This window comes from Prevotella micans F0438 (assembly GCF_000243035.1).
Lineage (GTDB): Bacteria > Bacteroidota > Bacteroidia > Bacteroidales > Bacteroidaceae > Prevotella > Prevotella micans.
On record NZ_JH594522.1, the window covers coordinates 496,979 to 516,652 of the forward strand.

A 19,674-nucleotide genomic window follows, 5' to 3' on the forward strand; every position below is an offset into this window, starting at 1 on the left:
AATCAGAATGAAAAAATTAATGTTAGCAGCCTTGATGCTACTAGGTACATCAGCTGCATTTGCCGGCGACAGCGATGCTTTGAAAGCCATCCTGAAGGCCCAAACCTATAGCGAAGCCAAAAGCTTATTGCAGTCAAGCCAGTCGCAATTGGCAAACGATGCTGAAAGAGCCAAGGCTTATAATAAGCTCTACGAGCTCGCCATGAAAAAAGTGAACGCAGAACAAACCGTTCAGCTCCGAAACGAAACCAATGAGAAAATGGGGCAGAAAGGTGGCGAACCCGTGGACGAACAGGGACTCTATCAGGCTGTGGACAATGCGTTCGATGCCGGATTAGAAATGGTTAAGTTCGACAACATGCCAAACGAAAAAGGCAAAGTGAAACCTCGCTTCACCACAGTTATCGACCAGCTTTATTTGCTTCGTGGACAGCTCATCAACGGTGGAATCTTTTTCCAGGGTGCCAAGGACGACAAAACTGCCTATAAGTTCCTCGCACGCTATGTAGACACGGCTGACGACCCCGTATTCGCTAAGTTCGATAAATCAAAGGATACCAACCTCAACGAGATTGCATTCTTCGCAGCCTACTATGCCTACGACAACAAGGACTTCGAAAAGGCCGCACGCTACATTGAATATGCAATGAAGAGCCAGGAGCGCGCTAAGGAAGCCCAGCAACTTCAGTTGGCAATTTTGGGCGCACAACTCAAAACCCGTCAAGATTCCATTGCCTACGCCGAGAAGCTCGAAGCCATCTACTCCCAAGACTCCTCGAACGACGCCATACTAACAACCCTCACCTCGACCTACAGTGGTTTGGGAATGCAGGATAAGGCTGAAAAACTCATCAATGCCCAGCTCGCCAAGAATCCCAACAGCTATGGTGCACTTGTGATGAAAGGTCAGTTCGAAAGTCAGAAGAAGAACTACGACGCTGCAGCCGACTGCCTGTCTAAGGCCCTCGCCCTTGCCAAGGACGACGATTCGCGCATAGCCATCAACGCATCCATTGGGCAATGCTGGTTCTACAAGGCCCAGGAGCGTGTTGCCGAAGTGAAAGGTGTGCTCACCAAGGCCGCCCGCGAGCAGTTCAATGAGGTCTATAACAAGGCCATTCAATATCTCGAGGCTGCTAAGCAGCTCGACGTAACCAAGTCGCATAAGTCCAATTGGGCCTATCCGCTATATGGCTGCTACTATTTCGTGAAGGGTGCTCAAGCCCCCGAGACACAAGCCGCAGCAGCCGACGCCGGCGTTCAATAACTGATAAAATTCTCTTTAAAAAGTGCTGCTCTGTCTTCCCCGACAGAGCAGCATTCTTTTTTGGAAAGTGAAATAGCCGTATAAAGGCCTGAAATGTTGAGGAAAGAGCCATGTGCCGGTTTCCCATAGATTCAAATTCTGATTATACGGCCAACTTACCTTTAGGTATCATATTTTATCCGCAAAGTCTCTCCTTAAGGTTATTCAGTTAGTACGCCAACATATAGAGATTATATGTCCAAGTAATTTTTAACTCGGTCATACAGATAAGAGAGAACTTGCTCTAGGTCAATAAAACCACTGGGACGTTCTGCGTTACGAGCTAAGTGATTAATTTTGCCGCCATGAGTTTCCATCCTACTTTTTATTATAATATCCACGCGTGGGAGGATAATAAACTATATTCTTTCTTTTGTGACATTACGACGCAGAGAAATTTCGATTTCCCTGTGATTTTTTCGTACAATGATTTGCAGGAGTCGGAAAAAACTCCAAATACAGGAGCATCAAGCCTTATAACCTTATTTTACAAACACACGGAAGTTACGTAATCTCTCTAGACAATGGAACTCCGACGAAGTTTTATTGTCTGATATCTCATGTGCCACGAACAGAAAATAAGAACATTTTTAATGATATATAAACGATAAAACAATGACAGAAATCAAACATCAAAACAACCGAAGAGCAGATTATCTGCAACCAGTAACGAAAGTTATCGAGTTAGACATCGAATGGCTTATGCAGACGGTTAGCGGACAGCATAAGCCTATTGGACAAGGCTCCACAGGAGGAGACGCTAAGCAAGCGTTAGACTACGAAGACGAAGAACAAAAAAATAATTTATGGGAGGATTAATGATGAAGATTAACACTTTATCGGCTCTCGTATTGGGTCTCATGATGGCCGCATGCAACGACCCAAACATTGAATCCGGAACCGACAAGAAACCATCTGTCGAACAGGAAGGCATAACCTTCGAAAGCATTGCCCACGAAGCATCGCGAACTACAATAACTCACACGCCCGGTAACGGAGCCTTGGCTTTCTGGGAAACGGGAGATTACATTTTCGTTCGGCCTACCTCGGGCGCATACGAACGGAGCGAGGCCGGAACGCTCAACACCGACAAAACACGTGGCGTGTTCAAGATGCCTAATAATGGACGGAAATATGCCGACCAATGCGAAGTACGCTACACTGGTAAGAACGGGACCTCGGCCAACAGGGTTACAATAGCATCATCACAGAGCCAGTCGACGGCAAACGATTTCAGTCATGCAGGAGAGTCGGGCGACTGTGGTTCAGCCAAAGCCAGCGGTAGCGGACAGTCGTTCAAGTTCAACCTAGAGCACAAGGCTGCCTATCTGTGCTTCCTTCCGCGATGCATGAACACTGCTCTAGGGCCGAACATTCGTCTCACGAAGATTGTGATTACGAGCCAGTCGGGCCCAATTGCGGGAACATACGATTTCTCGTCGGGTAATCTGAGCACGAGTCCAATATCTGGTTCGAGCAATACGATAACGCTTACGACGAATAATTTCCTACTGTCGAACACATCAGCCAATCCCACGATGAACGCATCTTACATGGTCATTGCTCCAAGCAATGCGGCACGCACATTCAAGATTGACTACTACATCAAAGACCCCGTCACAACGGTAGAAGGTGCTATCTCGAAAACACTAACACTAACAACAAAGGCCGGTGAGATTAGCGACGTGACAGCCAATCTTACGCCAGCAGCCGATTACAGTAGTAGCAAATATTATATGTGGGACGCTTATCAGGACTATTGGAGTGGAGTTGCTAATCCTCCAACGCTTAATGATGAATACAACCCTAATTACCCGAATAATTCAGATGCGAACCGTTGGTATAGTGATGTTCATCTTCCATTAGAAGCAGTTAATTCATGTGCAATTACTCCCAATGCTAATGAGATGTTATGGTATGCACAAAAAGGCAATCCAAATTGGGATACTTCTACTCTATGGTCGGGTCACGGGCATCTATATAAAGGCGGGTTATGGTTACTGAAAAGAATTTATATTTCTAATTTCCGTTCTGACTTAGCCCCAGATTTATTCACAGACTACACAGCCCTAGGTGCGCCACATATAGACTACACAATACAACTTTCTCCCAGCGTTCCTACAACATCAGAACAATACAAATATTTCTTCCTGCCATCTCTAGGATATTTATATAATGGTAAACTTAACAAAGTCGGTTTCTATGGCGATTTCTGGTCTAAGACACCTTCGTATCATACAGATCATGATTTAGGTGTCCATTTACTATTTCCTTCAGGAGAACTCATTGTTGCCGATGGTTGTCCGCGAGACTATGGATTCCCAGCATGGGCATTTGATTAATTTTTCACATTGCACATTAATGATGACAATCAAGACCTTGGTTTCTGTATTTCGATTCGGATAGTTTTCTATATGTTATAAAAACCAAGTCGCGGCTCTTGCAAGAAAATTGCAAGAGCCGCGAAATGTATAGGGATTTGTGGAGGCTTATCGAACGTTGAAGCCCGATACGCGGAGATGAGGTTGCGGATTATTCGAGCGGGTATCTTCGGCCCGGAAGGTGATGGAAACTTCGCGACTTTCGCCAGGCATGAGAGAGAAATAATTGTCGCTGTAGCTGATTGGAAGGATCTGCTCGCCGTCGGCTGCACGAAGGTCAAGATGGATAAACAACGCCGGAGTATTGGTGTTGTTAGTAAGCGTGACTTTCCCACTGAATGTGTCGCCCTCGCGGACATAATCCTCACGCAGGTCAAGACGAATGTGACGGAGCAGTTCCAGGCGACGGAAATCTTTCGGCGTACGAGTGCGGACGTAGAAATTTTCTCTTGTTGACTTGCCGTCGTCAAGCGTGAGAACAAGACGCAGGAAGCTGACGGGCTCTCTTATTTCGGGCAGTTCGAAGAGGTTTTGAGTTTGGTCGTTGTCTGTTTCTACGTTCTGTCCTAAAGAAACTATTTCCTTGCCATACATATCGTACTCGTAGGCTATGGCTAATACGCGATGCATGCCGGCCGACGTGTTGACAAGCTGGACGCTGTCGGTTGCCGGATTCCATTGCAAATGCAACGGTTCGCAGGCTTTCTTGATGCCATAAAAGGCGGCCGTTGGGAGAAGATAGTAGTCGTAGGTTTGCCACACCATACTGGGCCATGCCGGGTGACTCATCCACATGAGCAGGCCCATTCGGTTTTGCAGCATACTCTCATACATCGCCCTATGCGAATCGTAGTTCAGCCACTGCGCGAGGGCCGAGAAGTTAGTTGCACCTAAGGGTCGTCCGAAGCGTTCTTCGAATAGTTTCAGGAATTCTTTTCCGCGCTGAGCACCCGATTGTGTGAAGTCGTGCTGCGCCCACGACAATCCGATTGGCCAAAGTTCGTCGTTGGGAATGGAGCGAAGTAAACTTTCAAAAACCATCGGATTCGGCACGCCTCGTTCGGAGTGGAGTTTGCCGGTTTGATTCTTGAAATACCATTCGGTGGGCATTAACCAATAAGGACCGTGCCCGCTTACTCCGTCGTCGGCCGAACTGGGAATATATCCAAGGTCGGGATGTTCCTTCGCTACCAGATTCTCGAGTGCGGTATTAAGCGTTTGTGGCGGATAGCCTTCGTTTCGACCCACGTAGATTCCGAGGCAGGGGTGGCGTCGGATTCGGCGAACATAATCGTAAGCGTTGGTCATGAACATCGTTTCGTCTGTCGGGTCTGGACCGTCCCACGGATTAGCCAGCCAGAAATCTTGCCAAACCATGAGGCCATATTTGTCGCACGCATCATAGAATTCCTTGTCGCCAATCTGTCCTACCCAGTTACGAATCATGTTGAAGTTCATATCGCGGTGGTACTTCACGGCTGCATCATATTCGCGCGCCCTATAGTTTAGATTGGTTTCGGAGAATCCCCAGTTGCCACCCATGGGAATGAACCGGCGGTGGTTAACATATATTTTCAGGGCAGTACTGACATCTTCGTAATCTATTTGTCGTATGCCGGCTTTGTAGTCTATAGAGTCAGAGAGTTCGGGGATGCTAACCGAATATCCGGCGTCGTAAAGATATGGCTCGCCATATCCGTTGGGCCACCAGAGATGAAGATTTTGATTGCACAACTGTGGAAAATCGGCAGGATTGAACGTTACTTCCTGCTCGGATTGAGCGGGCAGAGTAACGGATTGTTCAAAGTGGATCTGCCCTACTCTACCACGCACAAGAGCGTCGACAGACGTTGCGAAATTGTTCCTCACGATAACTGATGGTTTGATTGTAGCCAGTCCTGATGCGCGATCGATACGCGAAACCAGCAGCGGGTCGGCAAGCGAAACGCCACCGTCGGCCGAAAGGAACACATCGTTCCATATTCCGAGTTCGCGACCCGGAGTCGAGGTTATCCAATCCCATCCTACAGACGCGTGGAAGGTTGGATTATCGGCACCGAGCACACCGCCGTTAAGGTCGGTATTGAGTTCGGTTTTGGTTTTCACGGCACCGAAATTGTCGTTACGGAGAATGCGAATCTCCAAAAGATTATTACCCTCTGCGAGCAAGCTGGTCACATTGAATCGGCCGCGTTCGAAAGCACCTCGAATCCATCCGACATGGTGTTTGTTGAGGAATATTTCGGCTTTCCAGTTGATACCATCGAAGTTGAGATATACCTGTCGGCCGCGATATGTTTCCGGGACAGTGAAATGAGTTTTATAATGGAAGTCCGAGCAAAAGAACGACTCTGACGCCTGTCGCAAGTTATTTCCGAACACCAGCTGCGGCAGTGCGCCCGAGTTTTCATAGCTCGCTAGAACCGTGGCCGGAACCGTAGCCGGGATTTCCACATCGTAGCCCTCGCGACGGAGAGTCCAGTCGCCGCCATTCAAACTGTAGTTGCCCGATGTAAAAGCGCGTCTTTCCTGCGGTTGTGCAACAATCCCGCCACGCCCCATAACCTCGACCTCCGTAAGCGCGAAGAGATTAGAATTGTCGGGGCGGCGGAGATATAGCCTAACGAAGCGTGTGCTGACATTGAGCGGAATATTTTCCGTGAGCTCTTTGCCAACCGAAAGTATAGCGGCCTTGCGCCAGTTCCGGCCGTCGTCCGACGTTTGCACCTCTCCAAACAGCGGCCTGTGCAGCCAGTGTATTCGCACTTCGTCTACCGACGCCTCTCGTCCCAAATCGATTGCCAGCCATTGCGCCTTCGAACCATCGGCCAGCCATGCGCTCGAGAAGTATTCGGCCGGCAGTACCCTTTGTTCTTTTCCAGAGTTGTTGAACTGCACCTTTGTGAGTTTCCAATAGGCAGCGCCGGGCATGATGAACTCCACGCGCAGCCTACTGTATGCACTCTTCGGAATGGAAATAGGAATATTAATCTCGCGAAGCGGTAGCCTTTCACGCGCCTCGGCCTTGTTCGGGTCGGAGCTCACCATCTGCTGGGTTGCTTCTCCGGGCAGCGAATTGCCTTTGAGACTGCCGATGGTTTTCCAGCTCATTCCGTCGTCGGATGCCTGGATATTGATTGCATATCCCTTCGTTGCCCGATTAGGATAATAGGCCAGCGACGCCTGAACAATCACCTCGTCGGTTAAGACGTCCTTGCCCGTCCAGCTGTAGGATATGAACGTTTTTCCACCGCGCAAGATGTTCGCCGAGTGAATATTGCCGTCGAACGTTTTCTCCTTGTCGCGCAATGACAGTTTCCCCTCGGGTGTTCGCACTTCGAGCGTCACCGGTGTGGTGGTCGACACGATACCGTCGGTTGCCAACTGCGCCGTCAGATTGTAATCCACCGACGACGAGGCCGTGGCAGCCCTGTTCAATGCCAGATTGCGATACGAATTGTCGGGAACAAGATTAGGCGCAAAATTTTCCGACGGTCGGCCCGGATATTTTCCGATGCCGCGTGTGAACTCCGTTTGCGCCGATGCCGCTAAAACAAAAGCGAGCATAAGCATAAGGAAAGATGTTCTCTTCATAAAAATATTTGATTTGAAATGTTTGTTATCCCTACGGAAACGCTGTTCGGTCGACTGAACTAAACACGTATTGCACGATGTTTTCTCCCGTCCACCCCGAAGAGCTGGCACAAATCTAGTCCTATTTTACTCGTCAACCGCAGTAGAGAGCATTATATTTTTCCCAGCTAACATCTTGCCTCATTTCCACCGCCCCCCACGAGGGGTATTTTCTCGTGCATCTTGATATTCGCCTCCCCCGCTATGGTCAACCCGTGCTCGGCGAACCCGAACTCGCTCAAGTTCCGACAGCAACGGATTAATTTTCTTAATATTCGCCCCCCTCGCCATAGTCAACACGTACTCGGCGAACCCGAAAATGCCCCATGTTGTGGAGCTGCATTCTTTTAAAGCCCTTTATACTCATGATTTTTTATTGCCAGAATGATTTTCTGATGTTCAACACCATCGTATGAGTATAAATATAAAGTTTTATGTCTTTCTTCCATGGCAGAAATACATAATACTAACTTTTTTGTCTTTCTTCCACGGCAGAAATACATCCAACTAACTTTTATGTATTTCTTCCATGGCAGAAATACATCCTACTATCTTTTTTGTATTTCTTCCATGGCAGAAATACATCATACAATCATTTTTGTCTTTATTCCATGGCAGAAATACACACAACTATCTATTTTGTATTTCTTCCATGGCAGAAATACATCCTACTAACTTTTTTGTCTTTCTTCCACGGCAGAAATACATAATACAATCTTTTTTGTCTTTCTTCCATGGCAGAAATACAGAAAACGTGGCGGTCGACCTTTTCTCACGTATAATCAACCTTGTTTTTAATCGTGTTGACCCGAAAAACATCGAGAAATGATAAGACTTGGAAATGGAAGATGATAAAAATCCCATCCGAAGAGGAGCCCGACATCCCGGTATCACAAAATCCTCCGCCACCCAATGCCAATTCAACCCGGATGTTAATTCGGACGATACATTCTAACATGTGCAATGTTCAATATGCCCCTATTCCGGACGATACCATCTACCTCGATTGATGTGTGTTCTACCCCAATTGATGTATTCTAGTCCGATTGGTGTGTGTGCTAGCTCGATTGATGTGTTTGTAATCCAATCAAATCCAACTCGGGCTGCAGGCCCGCATGTAGGGACAGACCCCGTGTCTGTCCGTCTCCACGACCCAACAAGGATGCTCCTCGTTGTCTTTTGTCTGCCACCAACGCCAACTCGGGCTGCCGACTGCATAACACATATTGGATTTATCAAATCGTATATGCCTTCGGTTCTGCGAACCGAAGGGGTGATTTTCGGACAGACACGGGGTCTGTCCCTACATGCGGGCCTGCAGCCCGAGTTGGATTTGGGGTATTGAAATAAAGTCTTGGTTAACGTTGCATTTGAGAACTTACGTGTGGGGGGTGTGAGAACTCACGTGGGGGGGTGTAAAAACTTATGTGGAGATATAAAAAAGAGGACCTGGGCTTTTTGCAAAGCTGGTCCTCTCCTGATTTTAATAACATGATTGTTAACCTTTACTTCATTCATCCTCCGCTGAGGATGTATATCTTTTTTTGACTTAGAGACGGTCATTAGTTTCTTTCATGTCGATAAATTGTTGCTGAGAGTCGTAGAACTCGTATTGCAGGAATCCGAGTTTCTGCGAGGCGATGATGTGCACGCCTAATCCGTATTTGAGTTGCCATCTGCGTTTGAGCGAGAATAGGCCGCGGTTTATGTAGGCTGCAACGTAGGGGTGTACGTGGAGGTAGAATTTCGAAATGCCTATTTTGTGAACCATACGGTCTATTTTGCGTTCGAGCTGGTCGGTGAAGAGTATGCTTGAGCGTATCTTTCCCGAGCCGAAGCATGTGGGGCAGTTTTCGTCGACGTCTACGTCCATCACGGGACGTACTCTTTGTCGGGTGATTTGCATTATTCCGAATTTGCTTAGCGGAAGGATGTTGTGCCTTGCTCTGTCTTTCTGCATGGCTTTGCACATTCGTTCGTAGAGCATTTGTCGGTCTTCAGCGAGATTCATGTCTATGAAATCCACGACGATAATTCCGCCCATGTCTCTCAGTCGAAGCTGGCGTGCAAGTTCTTCGGCAGCTCCGAGGTTTGTGTCGAGGGCATTTTGTTCTTGTGCTTTTTCTTTGGTTCGGTTACCGCTGTTCACGTCGACCACGTGCATGGCTTCGGTGTGCTCTATTATGAGGTAGCATCCGTGGCCGTAGTTTACGGTTTTTCCGAATCCCGATTTAATTTGTTTCGTAACGTCGAAGTTGTCGAATATCGGTACTTTGCCGTTATACTTCTTCACGATTCCCGCTCTTTCGGGCGAGATGAGCGAAACGTAGTGTTTGATGGCCGTACAAATTTCCTCGTCGTTCACATATATGTTTTCGTATGTGGGGTTGAAGAGGTCGCGAATCATTGCGACGGCACGTCCGGTTTCCTCGAAGGCCAACTGGGGGCGTTCCTGGGTTTTTTGCAGTTTGGTTATTGCGTCATTCCATCTGTTGAGAAGAACTTTCAGTTCGGCGTCGAGTTCGGCAACTCGTTTTCCTTCGGCCACTGTTCTGACAATTACTCCGAAGTTATTGGGGCATATGCTTTGTATGAGTTGTTTGAGTCGGGCTCGCTCTTCTCCTCGTTTAATCTTCGAGGATACGGTTATCTTTTCTCCGAATGGAATCAAAACCAAATAGCGACCGGCGAACGAAATCTCGCCCGTCATTCTGGGGCCTTTTGTTGATATAGGCTCCTTTATGATTTGCACCATCACTTCTTGTCCTGCCTGAAGTGTGGTTTGAATGCTGCCGTCTTTGGTTATGTCGGGCAATCGGGTTGCTTTTTGAATCGGATATAGTCGTTTGCGGTCGCTTTGAACTTGCTTGATGTATTTCGCAAACGAGTTGAATTGGCTCCCTAAGTCAAGATAATGAAGAAAGGCATCACGTTCATAACCTACATCTACGAAGCAAGCATTGAGCCCTGGCATGAGCTTCTTTACTTTAGCGACATAGATGTTTCCTACCGAAAAATTGGCTTCTCGAGGTTCGCGTTGATATTCCACCAGGCGCTTATCCTCGAGCAATGCAATCGAAATTTCTTTCGGTTGGGCATCGATAATTACTTCGCTTGTCATTCTTCTTTTGTTATTAATAAATGTCGCTCCAAGGGATAATTTAGTGCTCCACTTATTGCTTTTCGTATAAATATAAAAAAATCGAGACCTGTCATCGCGTTCCCATGGGGAGGAGTAACATGCGAAGACACGCCCCGTGAATCATGAAAGACTTTTCACAAAAGTACTTTCGGCCGGCGGGGGCTTACTTGCTCTTGTGTCTGTTCTTTCTCAGTCTTTTCTTACGCTTGTGCGTAGCCATTTTGTGACCCTTTTTCTTCTTTCCGTTTGGCATTGCTTGTGTTGTTTTAAATTATTATTGATGTTTGTTTGCTATGAATTATTTCCTCATATCTTCAATAAACACCTTTGCTGGTTTGAAGCTGGGAAAATCATGTGCCGGAATCGTAATAGTAGTATTCTTCGAAATATTACGTGCTGTTTTTTCGGCCCGATGTTTTATTATAAAACTACCGAAACCGCGCAGGTATACGTTTTCTTTCTTTTCCAGCAAACTGTCTTTAATAGTTTCCATGAAGGATTCTATAACTGCCGACACATCTTTTTTAGGTATGCCGGTTGACTCTGCTATCTCATTGATGATATCTGCTTTTGTCATTTCGTTTGATGTATTTTATTTTGATGTTTTACTGTGTTGTATAGCCTTTTACGGCGTGCAAAAATAGTCATTTACAAAAGACTTCAAAAATGTTTTTCATTTTTTCTCAATACGCTTTCGGCTCTACTAAAGGCCTTTTCGGTTTTTGTTACCTTTGTGCCGATTAGATAAAATGTGATGAAAATAGCTATTGGAATAGACGTGGGAATTTCCACAACAAAGATTGTTGGGATTTGCGACGGAAAGGTGGTGAAGCCGCTTAGAATAAAGGCGACCGACCCGATTACTTCGCTCTATGGGGCATTTGGGAAATATTTGTATGATAACCGGATTGAGCTTGTCGATGTGAAGAAGGTTATGCTCACGGGAGTCGGGGCGGCATATGTCGATAAGCCTGTCTACGGTTTGCCCACCAAAAAGGCTGAAGAGTTTCTGGCCGATGGTTTGGGTGCACGATTTGAATCGAAACTGCAAAAGATGATAGTCGTTTCGATGGGTACGGGAACATCTCTCGTGCAATGCGACGATAATAATATCAGGCACATCGGTGGAATCGGAATCGGAGGCGGAACCCTAAATGGATTATCGCGACTGCTGCTCAAAACTGACAACATAAACGAGATTGCTGAACTGGCCAAGAAAGGCGATGTGTCGAAGATTAATCTCCTCATTGGTGATATCTCACAGCATCCGCTGCCAGGCCTGCCCAAGAGTGCAACAGCTTCGCTCTTTGCAAATGCGCAAGGCAACGCCAGCCGTGAAGATATTGCTCTTGGACTCATTTGCATGGTGTTGCAATCCATTGGTTCGGCAACTATCCTTAGTTCGCTCAACAGCGGTATACGTGATTTTGTTCTCATTGGAAACCTAACTCTCCTCCCACAATGCGAATATATTTTCCCGATGATGGAGAAGCTTTACGATGTTCGATTTATAATTCCCAAGCATTCCGAATTCTGCACCGCAATAGGTGCTGCGCTGCAGGCCGAAAAGAAATAAACCAATGCTTATCATCGCAACCATAATAATCTACTTTGCTGTTCTGCTATTAATCAGCCGACTAACATCTCGAACCGCTAATAACGACACTTTCTTTCGAGCCAACCGACGCTCGCCCTGGCCGCTCGTAGCTTTCGGAATGATTGGTGCAAGTATTTCGGGAGTAACTTTTGTCAGCGTGCCAGGAATGGTTATAGACCTCAATATGACCTATCTGCAAACGTGCCTCGGTTTCATCGTCGGCTATTTTATAGTGGCATTTCTTCTTCTTCCCGTATACTATCGACTCAACCTAACCACCATCTACTCCTATCTCAAAACCCGACTGGGACATCGAAGCTATAAAACTGGAGCCGCTTTCTTTATCCTATCCAAAATGGCTGGTGCCGCAGTTAGATTCTATGTTGTTTGCATCATTCTGCAGCAATTCGTTCTCCAACCCTACGGTCTTCCATTCCCGCTAACCGTGAGCATAATGGTTGCCCTCATCTGGCTATACACAAGACGCGGCGGAATAAAAACGCTCGTCATAACCGATACTTTCCAAACACTATGCTTGTTCCTCGCCTTAAGCTTGATAATATATAAGGTAACTTCCGCCCTTGACCTAACCATTCCAGAAGCCATCAAAACCATTGCCGACAGCAAACATTCTGAAATATTCGTGTTCAACGATTGGATGAGCAAGCAGAATTTCTGGAAACAATTCATAAGCGGAATATTCATTGTCATTGTGATGACCGGGCTCGACCAAGATATGATGCAAAAGAATCTCACGTGTCGCACTCTGCGAGAGGCACAGAAAGATATGTGCACCTACGGATTTGCCTTCCTACCGGTAAACCTTCTATTCCTTGCTCTCGGTACACTTCTCGTTTCTTTCTTCAGTCGACAATCGCAGCCACTTCCAACGAGTCCCGACGACCTGATGCTTCTTGCAACAGCTGGAGGATGGCTTGGTTCAACTGTCGTCAGTTTGTTCACCATTGGCGTAGTTGCTGCTAGCTTCTCCAGCGCAGATTCCGCTCTGACAGCTCTCACAACAACCTACTGCGTAGACCTTCGTGAACGTCCGAACGATGAACCATTACGTCGCCGGGCCCACCTAGTTATCTCGGTCATATTCGTAATCTTCATTCTTGCTTTCCGTCTTTTCAACTCAACGAGTCTAATTGACGCCGTATACATCATCTGTTCCTATACCTACGGTCCACTACTTGGCCTATTTGCATTCGGCCTCCTCACAAAATATCAAGCGAACGACCGCCTTGTGCCCCATATAGCCATTCTCAGTCCGCTACTTTGTTTCGTCATCGAACAAGCCACCAAAAACCTAACCGACTACCACTTCGGCTACGAACTTCTGATGCTAAACGGTTTTCTCACCTTCGTCGGCCTCTTTATCACCCGCCGGAGGTAGAATCACACATTTATAGCCACATTGTCTCGGGCTACATATGTGCCTTGTTACAAGCCTTTCCCGGCCTTTTATTGATTAGTTCGATTGAGCAATAGAGCGAGACTGTTGTGAACCGAAGAGTGGGCGAATATCTTTGCATCGTCTTTTAGAATCAAACAATTACAAACAATAAAAGCATACTGAATTTATGGAATCAATTATCAATGCACAAGTGCCCGAGTTCAAGGTGCACGCATTTCAAAACGGAGAGTTCAAAGATGTTTCTAACAACGACATCAAAGGCAAATGGGCCATATTCTTCTTCTATCCGGCCGACTTCACTTTTGTGTGTCCCACAGAGCTGGTCGACCTGGCCGAGAAATATGACGAGTTAAAGAAGATGGGCGTAGAAGTGTTCTCTGTTAGCTGCGATACGCATTTCGTGCACAAAGCTTGGCACGATGCTTCAGACAGCATTAAGAAAATCAACTACACCATGCTAGCCGACCCTCTCGGAGTTTTAGCTAAAGGTTTCGGAGTGTTCAAGGAGGATGAAGGCCTGGCCTATCGCGGCACGTTCGTTGTAAATCCTGAAGGTCTCGTAAAATTAGCCGAGGTGCAGGACAACAGCATCGGACGCAACGCTGAAGAACTCGTTCGAAAGGTGAAAGCCGCACAGTTTGTGGAGCAACATCCAGGCGAAGTTTGCCCCGCAAAATGGAACGAAGGACAGCAAACCCTAAGGCCGACCATAGACCTCGTCGGAAAGATTTAAACGAAATAAACCTGAGTTTTTTCATACGATAGACAGAACATTATGAAACTAGAGAGAGGTCTCGAACTGAACCACCCTGTGAAGGAGCATTCAGAACGAGACCTTTCATTTTAAACAGACAAAAGCCATGTTAGATTTAAATATTATCGAGCAAACAAAACAGATTCTTGCAAACCTGGAAGCCGAGTTCACCCTCCGCGCAGAGTACTCCGACAACGATGCGCACGCAACCGAGTTCAAACAATTCGTGACCGATTTTGCCGGCGTTTCCGATAAGATAAACATCCAGTGGCATGAATCTTCCGACGCAAAACTCCTTATAACCATTCTCAAGAATAACCAAGAAACAGGCATAGCATTCAGAGGAATGCCCGAGGGACACGAATATTCGTCACTCCTCCTGGCCTTGCTCAATGCCGACGGGAAAGGAAAGAATCTGCCCGACCCAGCCATCATTGCAAGAATCAAAAACATAAAAGGCACGCTGAAGCTCAAAACATATATGTCGCTCTCGTGCACCAACTGCCCCGACGTGGTTCAGGCACTCAACATCATAGCCCTCAACAACCCCGCTATAACACACGAAACCATCGACGGAGCACTCTTCCAAAACGAAATAAATTCGCTCAACATACAAGGCGTACCGGCCGTATACGCCGAAGGCGAACTACTTCATAGCGGGCGCGGCGATTTAGCTCAGTTACTCCAGAAAATCGAAGACAGATTCGGAGTAGAGAACAATGCCGAAACAGTCGAACATCGATTCGATGTAATCGTGCTCGGAGGTGGACCGGCAGGAGCATCGGCCGCAATATATTCAGCTCGAAAAGGACTCCGAGTAGGCATCGTAGCCGAAAGAATAGGCGGACAGGTGAACGACACCAGCGCGATTCAGAACCTTATATCCGTTACCGAAACAAACGGAACAAAGCTCGCCGCCAACCTGCGCGAACATTTGCAAGCCTACAACGTGCAACTATTTGAACACCGAACCATAACTGCCACACAACTCAAAGGCGGTCAAAAACGAATCACCGCACGAGGAGGCGAAACCTTCATCGCACCAGCCGTAATCATAGCTACCGGAGCAAGCTGGCGCCGACTCAATCTCGAAAACGAGGAAAAATACATCGGACGCGGCGTGCACTTCTGCCCGCATTGCGACGGACCATTCTATAAAGGAAAAGACGTAGTCGTGGTAGGAGGTGGAAACTCCGGACTCGAAGCCGCCATCGACCTCGCCGCCATCTGCCGCAAGGTAACCGTCTTTGAATTTACCGACACATTCCGAGCCGACGAAGTGCTCAAAAACAAAGCACTCCAAACGCCCAACATAAGTCTGCACACCAACACACAAACAACCGGACTCATCGGCGACGACCAAAGTCTGAGCCTCGTCACCTATCGCAACACCGTTACAGCCGAAGAAGACGCCATCGAAGTCGACGGAATATTCATCCAGATAGGCCTCTCGCCCAACAGCAAAATCTTCGCAAACGAATTGCAACTCACCCAGCGTGGCGAAATCGAAATCGACGCCTCATGCCGCACCGGCATCCCCGGCGTTTATGCAGCCGGCGACGTAAGCACCGTGCCCTACAAACAAATCGTCGTAGCGATGGGCGAAGGAGCCAAAGCCGCCCTCTCGGCCTTCGACGACCGCATGCGCGGTATTATTCCCAGCGAATAAAAATTTAAACTAGATAGCTCAAAGCAATTCTTGAAAAAGGTTATTGGTACTTCTTCAAGGTTCGAAGAGTTCTTATGATTAGGTAATTAATTATTTCATTCTCTCATTTTCAGGATCCACCCCTAACACCGACCGTCGATTCCCATAAAAAGGAGTCGGCGGTTTTTATTTTGGTCTGGCGAACCAGAAAATCACGTGAGTTCGATATCAGATAACGGAACGGCACCCCAAAATCCAATCCCAACGCCAACTCGGGCTGCAGCCCGCATGTGTAGGGACAGACCCCGTGTCTGTCCGAGAGAATCACCCCTTCGGTTCTGCGAACCGAAGGCATATGCGATTTGATAAATCCAATATGTGTTATGCAGTCGGTAGCCCGAGTTGGCGTTGGTGGCAGACAAAAGACAACGAGGAGCATCCTTGTTGGGTCATGGAAGCGGACAAAGACAACGAGGAGTGGAGACGGACAGACACGGGGTCTGTCCCTACATGCGGGCCTGCAGCCCGAGTTGGATTGGATTGGGATTACAAACACATCAATTGAGCTAGAAAACATCAATTGGGCTAGCACACGCATTAATTGGACTAGCACACACATCGAATCGAGCTAGAATACATCAATTGGGGTAGATTGTATCGCCCGGAATAGGGGCATATTGAACATTGCACATGTTAGAATGTATCGTCCGAATTAACATCCGGGTTGAATTGGCATTGGGTGGCAGAAGAGTTTGTGATATCGGGATGTCGGGCTCCTCTTCGGATGTGGTTTCTATCATCTTCTGTTTCCAAGTCTTATCATTTCTCGACGTTTTTCGGGTCAACACGATTAAAAACAAGGTTGATTATACGTGGAAAAAGGTCGGCAGCCGTGATTTTTTGTCAATATTCACTTGCATAAAAACATATAGAGAAGTTTTATGTCGATATTCACTTGCATAAAGGCATATAGAGAAGTTTTATGTCAATATTCACTTGCATAAAGACATATAGAGAAGTTTTATGTCAATATTCACTTGCATAAAGACATATAGAGAAGTTTTATGTCGATATTCACTTGCATAAAGACATATAGAGAAGTTTTATGTCGATATTCACTTACATAAAGACATATAGAAAAGTTTTATGTCGATATTCACTTGCATAAAGACATAAAATCTTATTTTTGTATCTGTAGAATAGTTTGTAAATAGATGCTCTTCGACCTTATAAATAGAAATATGAGAATAAAGAATATTAGAATAGGATTGCTCCACAACATGGAGCATTATGAGTTTGCCGGGCACGTGTTGACCATGGCGAGGGAGGCGAACATCAAGAAAATTAATCCGTTGCTGCCAGAACTTGAGCGAGCTATTGCGGCAGAGCAGAAGGCACTCGCTCTGCTCGTGAATTTAGAGGGGACGGAGAAATAAACTGGTAGCGGAAAATAATTAGGAGGGGAAAGGAAGATTCGGGGGCAGGTTACGACACTTCTTGCGTAACTAGGAGAGGATTTGGCGTTGTTTCAGTTCGATATATTTGTTTATTACGTCTACGCTGAGATTCTTCGGGGTGGTGAGCAGGCTAAGGATGCCGTGTTGTTGGAGTGTTGAAACTATAAGGCGTTGTTCGTAAGCGAATTTTTCGGCAATGACGTGCCTATAGTAGTCTTCGGTGGTTTGTTTGTCTGATGAGATGTAGGTTTGTAGTTCGGCGTCTTCGAAAAATACGACCAGAAGGCGGTGCCGGTTGTTGAGGAGTTTGAGATACGCGAGCTGCCGGTGCAACGAACCGAGACCGGAGAAGTTTGTGTAGAGAATGAGCAGACTGCGCTTGCTGATGCTGCGGTTGATATTTGTACACAGGGCGCTAAAATCGGTTTCACCGAACGATGTTTGCTCGGCATAGAGGGCTTCGAGAATGTGTTGCATCTGGGTTGGTCTACTGGAGGGGGCCAGCATTGTATCTACCTTTTCGGCGAAGGTTATTAAGCCTGCTTTGTCGTCTTTTCGGATGGCGATGTGTGAAAGCACAAGGGCGGCGTTGATGCTGTAATCGAGGAGGGTCATTTTATCAAATGCTTGCTGCATGACTCGGCCTTTGTCGATTACCGAATATATTCTTTGCGAACGTTCGTCGCGATACACATTAACCATCAGTTCATGCCTTCGAGCACTGGCTTTCCAGTTTATGGTTCTGTATTCATCGCCCGGAACATAGGCTTTTATTTGTTCGAACTCGGTATTGTTGCCTACCCGACGGATACGTTTTATTCCCATTTCGAGAAGGTTGTTGCTCATTGCAAGAAGCTCGTAGTGGTTGAGCATGAGAAATGAAGGATAGACCTTCACTTCTTTTTCTTCGGCCTGTGTGTAGCGTCGTTCTACGAGGGTGAGTGGAGTTCTGACGAAGATGCGGAGTCGACCGAAATGATATGTTCCGCGAACAACGGGGCGAAGACTGTAGGATGTTTCGCTGGTTGTTTTGGCTGGCAGAGGAAGATGGTATTTAATGTTGCGCCGCTGGAATATGACGGGGGCTTCGTCTATAATTATGGCCGAGAGACGGAGGGCGAAGGAGTTCGATATAATTATTCGTATTGTGTTGTCGTCGCCATTCGAGAATCGGTCGGCACAATCGCGTCGGGCGGTTATTCCTTTTTTGTGGAAAAGCATCAGTATGTCAGCCAGTAGAGCTGCGGCGAGGAGCAACAGCATGAATTTGCCGACCCCGAAGAGGGGTGGGAAAGCGAATCCTAGAGCGGTTACGATTGTGATTGCAGCTAGGACGATGTAGAATCTTCGGGTGAGAAACATTTTATTTCGGAACCTCCACTTTATCGATTAATCGCTCGGCCACTTTGTCGGGCGTGTAGCCTTCCATTTCAGCTTCGGCTGTTAGCAGGAGTCGGTGACGCAGCACGGCAGGCGCAACGGTTTTAATGTCGTCGGGTGCAACGAAGTTTCTTCCGCTCAATATGGCGTAGGCTTTCGAGGTGTTCAGAATAGCCACTGAGGCGCGCGGACTTGCTCCGAGGAATACAGCTCGCGAGGTTCGGGTTTGCTGAATAATTTCGGTAATGTAGCGCAGTAAACTCTCTTCAATGAACACGTCTTTGAGCATGGCTCGCATTTCAAGGAGTTCGCTCACGGTTATTGTGGGTTGTATGGTTTCCAATCTGGTTAGTTCGCGGTTGGCGAGGTGGCGTTTGAGTATGTCGACCTCTTCTTCGGCTGTTGGATAACCCATGGATATTTTGAATATGAAACGGTCGAGCTGTGCTTCCGGCAAGCGGTAGGTTCCTTCCTGTTCAACGGGGTTTTGGGTGGCTATAATTGTGTAGAGTTCACCCATCGGATGGGTTTTTCCGTCGATGGTTGCCTGCCGTTCTTCCATCACCTCGAAGAGAGCAGCTTGTGTCTTTGCAGGTGCACGATTGATTTCGTCGACCAGAATCATATCGGCGAAAACAGGACCGTGATGGAAGTTGAACTCGGATGTTTTCATGTTAAACACAGTTGTTCCGAGAACGTCGCTCGGCATAAGGTCGGGTGTAAACTGAATGCGCGAGAAACGGGCATCAACCAGCTTGGACACCAGTTTGGCCAGAAGTGTCTTTGCCACTCCGGGCACACCTTCGATTAGTACATGACCGTCGGCGAGCATGGCCGTGAGAATAAGGTCTACGGTTTGTTGCTGACCAACGATGACGTTGGCAATCTGCTGGCGCAGTTCGTTTATTTTTCGACTGAAAATCTCGATAGACTCGTTTGTTTCCATAAATATATTT

At 47.0% G+C, this 19,674-nt stretch carries 13 protein-coding genes; 8 read left to right on the top strand and 5 right to left on the bottom strand.

Annotated features, from left to right (window positions below; all coding sequences use genetic code 11):
* Positions 1 to 7: 7 nt before the first annotated feature.
* The 3 genes from HMPREF9140_RS06565 (at position 8) to HMPREF9140_RS06575 (ending at position 3,648) form a co-directional block, all read left to right on the top strand.
* Complete coding sequence (locus HMPREF9140_RS06565; protein ID WP_025073435.1) at positions 8 to 1,267, top strand: tetratricopeptide repeat protein; 1,260 nt, start codon at positions 8 to 10, stop codon at positions 1,265 to 1,267.
* Between the two features lie 654 nt (positions 1,268 to 1,921).
* The gene (locus HMPREF9140_RS06570) at positions 1,922 to 2,125 is read left to right on the top strand and encodes a hypothetical protein (RefSeq protein ID WP_006952813.1); all 204 of its coding nucleotides are present in this window, start codon (positions 1,922 to 1,924) and stop codon (positions 2,123 to 2,125) included.
* Entirely contained in the window at positions 2,125 to 3,648 is a 1,524-nt protein-coding gene (locus HMPREF9140_RS06575) for a hypothetical protein (protein WP_018571864.1), read from the top strand. The genes HMPREF9140_RS06570 and HMPREF9140_RS06575 overlap by 1 nt, the downstream gene beginning before the upstream one ends.
* Before the next feature lie 147 nt (positions 3,649 to 3,795).
* On the opposite strand, the gene HMPREF9140_RS06580 is transcribed toward HMPREF9140_RS06575, so the two are convergent.
* The 3 genes from HMPREF9140_RS06580 to HMPREF9140_RS06595 all read right to left on the bottom strand — a co-directional run bounded on the left by HMPREF9140_RS06580 (position 3,796) and on the right by HMPREF9140_RS06595 (position 11,039).
* Positions 3,796 to 7,281, bottom strand: coding sequence for a glycosyl hydrolase 2 galactose-binding domain-containing protein (locus HMPREF9140_RS06580; RefSeq protein ID WP_006952817.1), 3,486 nt, complete (start codon positions 7,279 to 7,281; stop codon positions 3,796 to 3,798).
* 1,588 nt (positions 7,282 to 8,869) lie between these two features.
* Positions 8,870 to 10,441 carry an Rne/Rng family ribonuclease gene (locus tag HMPREF9140_RS06590; protein ID WP_006952825.1) on the bottom strand — a complete coding sequence of 524 codons (1,572 nt, stop codon included), beginning with the start codon at positions 10,439 to 10,441 and terminating at the stop codon, positions 8,870 to 8,872.
* A gap of 319 nt (positions 10,442 to 10,760) precedes the next feature.
* Positions 10,761 to 11,039 carry an HU family DNA-binding protein gene (locus HMPREF9140_RS06595; RefSeq protein WP_006952833.1) on the bottom strand — a complete coding sequence of 93 codons (279 nt, stop codon included), beginning with the start codon at positions 11,037 to 11,039 and terminating at the stop codon, positions 10,761 to 10,763.
* 177 nt (positions 11,040 to 11,216) lie between these two features.
* Here HMPREF9140_RS06595 and coaW point away from each other — a divergent pair, with 177 nt between their 5' ends.
* The 5 genes from coaW (at position 11,217) to HMPREF9140_RS06620 (ending at position 17,317) form a co-directional block, all read left to right on the top strand.
* Positions 11,217 to 12,038, top strand: coding sequence for a type II pantothenate kinase (gene coaW, locus HMPREF9140_RS06600; RefSeq protein ID WP_006952835.1), 822 nt, complete (start codon positions 11,217 to 11,219; stop codon positions 12,036 to 12,038).
* Positions 12,039 to 12,042: 4 nt separating this feature from the next.
* Entirely contained in the window at positions 12,043 to 13,458 is a 1,416-nt protein-coding gene (locus HMPREF9140_RS06605) for a sodium:solute symporter (RefSeq protein ID WP_006952837.1), read from the top strand.
* 187 nt (positions 13,459 to 13,645) lie between these two features.
* Complete coding sequence (ahpC, locus tag HMPREF9140_RS06610) at positions 13,646 to 14,212, top strand: alkyl hydroperoxide reductase subunit C (RefSeq protein ID WP_006952839.1); 567 nt, start codon at positions 13,646 to 13,648, stop codon at positions 14,210 to 14,212.
* Between the two features lie 127 nt (positions 14,213 to 14,339).
* Positions 14,340 to 15,902 (top strand): alkyl hydroperoxide reductase subunit F, encoded by a 1,563-nt coding sequence (ahpF, locus tag HMPREF9140_RS06615; protein WP_006952840.1) that lies wholly within the window; start codon positions 14,340 to 14,342, stop codon positions 15,900 to 15,902.
* Between the two features lie 1,220 nt (positions 15,903 to 17,122).
* Entirely contained in the window at positions 17,123 to 17,317 is a 195-nt protein-coding gene (locus HMPREF9140_RS06620; protein ID WP_244858984.1) for a hypothetical protein, read from the top strand.
* A 69-nt stretch (positions 17,318 to 17,386) separates the two neighbouring features.
* On the opposite strand, the gene HMPREF9140_RS06625 is transcribed toward HMPREF9140_RS06620, so the two are convergent.
* On the bottom strand, positions 17,387 to 18,700 hold the full coding sequence (locus HMPREF9140_RS06625) for a DUF58 domain-containing protein (RefSeq protein WP_006952851.1): 1,314 nt from the start codon (positions 18,698 to 18,700) through the stop codon (positions 17,387 to 17,389).
* Between the two features lies 1 nt (position 18,701).
* Positions 18,702 to 19,664, bottom strand: a complete 963-nt coding sequence (locus HMPREF9140_RS06630; RefSeq protein ID WP_006952854.1) for an AAA family ATPase — start codon at positions 19,662 to 19,664, stop codon at positions 18,702 to 18,704.
* Between the last annotated feature and the right edge of the window lie 10 nt (positions 19,665 to 19,674).